Source organism: Streptococcus mitis (genome assembly GCF_009496205.1).
GTDB lineage: Bacteria > Bacillota > Bacilli > Lactobacillales > Streptococcaceae > Streptococcus > Streptococcus mitis_BN.
In genome coordinates, this window is the sequence record NZ_WIJO01000087.1 from 1 (window position 1) to 4,960 (window position 4,960).

The window sequence follows — 4,960 nt, forward strand, 5'->3', positions numbered from 1 at the left end:
AATCTTTCTAATGAGTTGTTTAGTCGCTTTTCATTATAGGTCATATGGAACTTTTTTTCTACAACAAAATAGGTTCCATAATATCCATAGGGGATTTACCCACTACAAATATTATAGAGCCTAAAAAATTTCCTGCAAGTTTGTACCTTGCAGGATTTTTGCTTCTGATTAGATTAAGCCTTCCAAGAGACCCTTCATAAAGTTTTCTGAGTTAAACTCTCCAATATCATCGATTTTTTCACCAAATCCAATCAATTTTACAGGAATATTGAGTTCTTCACGGATGGCTAGAACAACACCACCTCGAGCCGTTCCATCAATCTTAGTCAAGACAATTCCTGTCAAAGGGGTAATTTTTGAAAATTCTTTGGCCTGTACCAGGGCATTTTGACCAGTTGAAGCATCTAATGCTAAGAAAGTTTCATGCGGCGCTTCTGGCACAACACGCTTGATGATGCGTCCAATCTTCTCCAACTCAGCCATGAGGTTGTCCTTGTTTTGCAGACGACCAGCGGTGTCAATCATAAGAATATCGATACCTTCAGCTACAGCACGTTCCATGCCATCAAAGACTACACTAGCTGGGTCAGCTTTTTCAGGTCCAGTCACAACTGGAACGTCAACACGACGGCCCCATTCAGCAAGCTGGGCTACTGCTCCTGCACGGAAGGTATCTGCCGCAACCAGCATGACCTTCTTCCCAGCTTGTTTGTAGCGGTGGGCTAGTTTTCCGATAGAAGTTGTTTTCCCAACACCATTAACACCAACAAAGAGCATGACTGTCAAGCCATCTTGGAAGTGGATTCTTTCATCATAGTTGCCACCTTTTTCATAAAGCTCAACCAATTTCTCAATGATGACACGGCGAAGTGCATCCGGTTTCTTGGCGTTCTCAAGCTTGGCTTCGTAACGAAGCTCCTCTGTTAAGTTAGAAGCGACTTGGACACCAACGTCACTCATGATCAGTAATTCTTCCAGTTCCTCGAAGAATTCTTCGTCGACAGAGCGGAAATTGGCAAAGAAGGCATTCAAACGAGCACCAAATCCTGTACGAGTTTTCTTAAGACTGCGGTCATATTTTTCCTGAACAGTTTCTTCTGCTTGAGGCCTTTCTGGTTCAAGCACTTCAGAATTATTTTCTTCTACAGTCTCTAGGAGCTCAGTATTCTCTTCTTCTGGGACTTCTTCTTGTTGAACTTCTACAACTGGCTCTGAATCATAATTTACTTCAACTGTGTCTTGGATTTCCTCTTCTTCAAGCACAGTCTCTTCAAAACTTTCAACCTCTGCTTCTGTAAGGGCAGTCTCAGTGTCTTCAGACAAATCAAGATTTTCCAGAGCTTCTTTTACAACTTCTTCGATTTTAGGTTCTTCTTTTTTTCCGAATAGACGGTCAAACAATCCCATATCTTAGTTCTCCTTTAGCACGTATTCTTCTATAGCCCAAGCGACAGCTTCCTCATCATTGGTCATTGGAGTCACTACATTTGCGACTGCCTTGACTTCAGGAACAGCGTTTTGCATGGCAACACCGAGCCCTGCCCATTCAATCATAGAGAGGTCATTGGCCTCGTCACCACAAGCCATGACTTGGCTTTGGTCAATTCCTAGATGGTTGATTAGTTTTGCCAAACCTGTTGCTTTATGGACATTTTTAGGAGACCACTCTAATAACATCTCACGTGATTTGAAGATTTCATATTGGTCAAACAATTCTGGAGAAATCTTCTGAATAGCTGCATCTAAGGGTTCATGAGCAAAGGCAGTCACGCATTTATTGTAGGTCATTTGACTAGACAAGTCTTCAAAGTCCACTGGAACAAAGGTCAAAGCTGGATTAAATTTAGCATAAAGACTTTCTTGGTCAGATTGGATTTGATAAACAGTTCCTTCTGAGATGGCATCAAGAGGCAGTGATAATTTCTCTGTTTCCTCATACAAGCGTGCTACATCATCATATGAAAAGACTGTTTTATCAAGGATTTCACCTGTATTTTTCTGAACCAAACCACCATTAAAAGTAATCGTATACTCATCTTCGTGGCCATCAGTCCCTAGCTCATGGAGAAAGAAATCCATAGCTTTTAAGGGACGACCAGTTGTCAATACAACCTTGATACCACGATCACGCGCAGCTTTCAAGGTTGCCTTGGTGCGATCCGTCAGCCTTTTATCAGTAGTCAACAAGGTCCCGTCCAAGTCCAATGCAATCAATTTTATATCTGCCATTATAAGCCCTCCATATAAGCTATAACCGACTGGTCCTTATGGTGACCAATCACAGTTTCTGCTAATTCTAAAATCTCTGGTCGTGCATTTTCAGGAGCTACAGGATGTCCCACAACCTGCATCATATGTAAGTCATTAAGATTGTCTCCAAAAGCCATGACCTGATCCATTGTGATGCCAAGTTTTTTAGCTAATTCAACAATAGCCACTCCCTTATCGACATAGTCCAGAACAATATCAATAGATTCAAAGCCAGTTGTCATAGCCTTAACACCAGGGACATTTTCATTGACCCAAGCCTCCCCAGCTTCAAGCGTTTCTTCTGTGAAGTTGGTTGTAAATTTGAAAATGTCATCTGTAATATCTTCTAGACTCGCTACTTTTTGGATATTTTCATTATAGTGCTGACTCACTTTTAAATAGGTCTCATCAACCGTATCTAGAACATAAGCTCCCTTTTTTCCCGTCAAGAGCAGTTTATTGATATCTACATAAGGTGAAGTTTTCAGCCTTTCAAAAGTTGATAGATAAAAGTCACGAGACATAGTCGCTTCATACAAGTCCTGACCTTGATATTCTACCAAACTGCCATTTTCCGCGATGAAAATAATGTCATCACGAACATCAGCAAATAATTTTTCTAGAGACAGAAATCCGCGCCCCGAAGCTACCGCAAAGTAAATCCCTTTTTCCTTGTAGGAAACCAAGAGATACTTGAGGCGGTCCATATCAAAGCGTCCATTCCCATCTAGGAAGGTTCCGTCCATATCCGTTGCAATGAGTTTTATCATACAATTATCTCCTTTTTTGAATTAGGGGTGTGCAAAGGGCATTTAGGGTGTGCATCTTGTAACGATTTATGTATACCCCTTTATTTCTTCAATCTGTCTAATCTTATTTATTATACCATAAAACCAATATGACTCTCCACAGAAAAAAGCCAGATTATATTTCTATGATCTGACTGTCTTTGAAGTAAACTTCTATTTTGTCTTTTGTGTATACAATCATTTTCTCAACTAAGGTGTTGAACATCTTCTCGTCAAACTCTGTGACCAAGTGTTCTTGTTTGCTTAATAATTCTATAAACATCTTCACGTCTGTTCTTTGTTTTCTTAGTTGAAGTGTGCTTTATTTCTCAAAGAGCTGACTTTGTAAGTTCTCAGACCTAGCTACTAGCCCATCATACTCTGCTTGATAAGTTTCTTGGTTTTGGATAACTTTTGTATTTCGCTGAACCATTTTCTATGCTTGTTCGCTAATGTCTGCCATCTCAAGTTCTAAGTTTTTGATTGTTTCTGTTAGATTATCTGTATTCTCAAGCATCCTAACTAACCTTTCCATATTTTGAATAATCTCTGTTTTGTTAGTGATAACTTGATTGATGCCTTAAATATTCAAGCTGTGAATGTGTTCGTCTCCTAATGATGGAGTATCCCATTTTTCTTTTCCTTTATATTTTTGATTACGTCTATATAGTAATATATCAAAATTATCAAATTCTGCGTAACGATACACTCCTGACTTTGCTCGATTAATACTGGAAAAGTTTCTAAATCAAGTGATAGTTTTTCTATTTTCATTTCTTACCTCCAATCAAATAAAGGGAGTGAATCTCTCCATCCCCATTGCCGTTTACTTACTTAATTTATCTTTTATTTCAATGTATACATCAATTAGTCTTCTAATGACTATTTCTCCAACATACACTCCTACTAATGTCACAAAGATTCCATAAATTATCTCAATCATTTTTCTTCTCCTTACGTTCTTTTTCATTACGCATATCATCACGAACCGCTGTATAAAACATAAATAGTCCAAAGGCAGTCCATAATGTTATCGAAATATAAGCAAAAGTTTAAAAAACAAACATTAAGAAGAACACTTCACAAATTTCTGTGAAGTGTTTCTTTGATTATGTGACTATTAGTCCGTCTCGCTCCGTTAGGTGCGAGACAAATAAACCACCCGCTATAGATGGGTGGTCATGATTTACATAGTATTTATATAATGTTGTTTTAACTTACCTGCTTCCTTGTCTTTTCCCAGCTCTTTATAGCATTGATACATGTTATTTAGTTCATCCTTATTTAGGTACCATAAGAACTCTTCATAAAATTCAATTGCTTCATCAAATTTTTTCTGAGTATATAAAATAGTTGCATATTCTTTATATAATTCTATTGGAAATAATTTTTGATTTTGAATTTTAAGAATATTTTTAAGATTTCTTTCTTCATCATTTAAATTAATTTCCTCTTTAGAATTAATATTTATGATGTATAAATAAAACTCCACAAGCTGTCTGTATTCTTCAAATTTTTTTCTAGTATAGAGTTCACACAATTGATTTAATTCATCTAAAAAACATACTTTATCTCTTAAAATAATTTGTTTTATCAGTTCATGTTCATCTATTTCAAAAGAATTTATAAACTTCATCTCTAAGTACTCATCCTTTATATCTTTAACAGATAAAAATTCATCTTCATAATAATATCTCAAGCTATACTTTTTTATAATATCTTGGATATCTTTTCCTAGAGATACCACTCTATCAAAAGAAAAATATACAGTTATTACTAATAATAAAATTTTATCTAACTCACTTGGAACTATCCTATTGGCATAAAGTGATATAACTACAAATATCACAAAAATAATCACTTTTTTGAATACTGTTAGTATTTTATCCTTCGTTTCTTTATATAAGTATAAAATACAAGTT

Annotated in this window: 4 protein-coding genes; all 4 read right to left on the reverse strand. The window is 36.6% G+C overall.

All coding sequences use genetic code 11. The annotated features are described in order from the left end of the window. Positions 1-168: 168 nt before the first annotated feature. A complete protein-coding gene (gene ftsY, locus GEZ85_RS09785; RefSeq protein WP_084929570.1) occupies positions 169-1,407 on the reverse strand; it encodes a signal recognition particle-docking protein FtsY in 1,239 nt (412 codons plus the stop codon). A 3-nt stretch (positions 1,408-1,410) separates the two neighbouring features. Then, positions 1,411-2,229, reverse strand: coding sequence for a Cof-type HAD-IIB family hydrolase (locus tag GEZ85_RS09790; protein ID WP_153210184.1), 819 nt, complete (start codon positions 2,227-2,229; stop codon positions 1,411-1,413). Continuing rightward, positions 2,229-3,020, reverse strand: a complete 792-nt coding sequence (locus tag GEZ85_RS09795; protein WP_153210185.1) for a Cof-type HAD-IIB family hydrolase — start codon at positions 3,018-3,020, stop codon at positions 2,229-2,231. The genes GEZ85_RS09790 and GEZ85_RS09795 overlap by 1 nt, the downstream gene beginning before the upstream one ends. A 1,204-nt stretch (positions 3,021-4,224) precedes the next feature. After that, positions 4,225-4,960, reverse strand: a 736-nt coding sequence (locus GEZ85_RS09805; RefSeq protein ID WP_228113631.1) for a hypothetical protein, incomplete at its 5' end; no start/stop codon positions are given.

Bases quoted from the DNA above. Each gene is read 5' to 3' on its own strand.
- GEZ85_RS09795 (WP_153210185.1), bottom strand. From the start codon at position 3,020: ATGATAAAACTCATTGCAACGGATATGGACGGAACCTTCCTAGATGGG.
- GEZ85_RS09790 (WP_153210184.1), bottom strand. From the start codon at position 2,229: ATGGCAGATATAAAATTGATTGCATTGGACTTGGACGGGACCTTGTTG.
- ftsY (WP_084929570.1), bottom strand. From the start codon at position 1,407: ATGGGATTGTTTGACCGTCTATTCGGAAAAAAAGAAGAACCTAAAATC.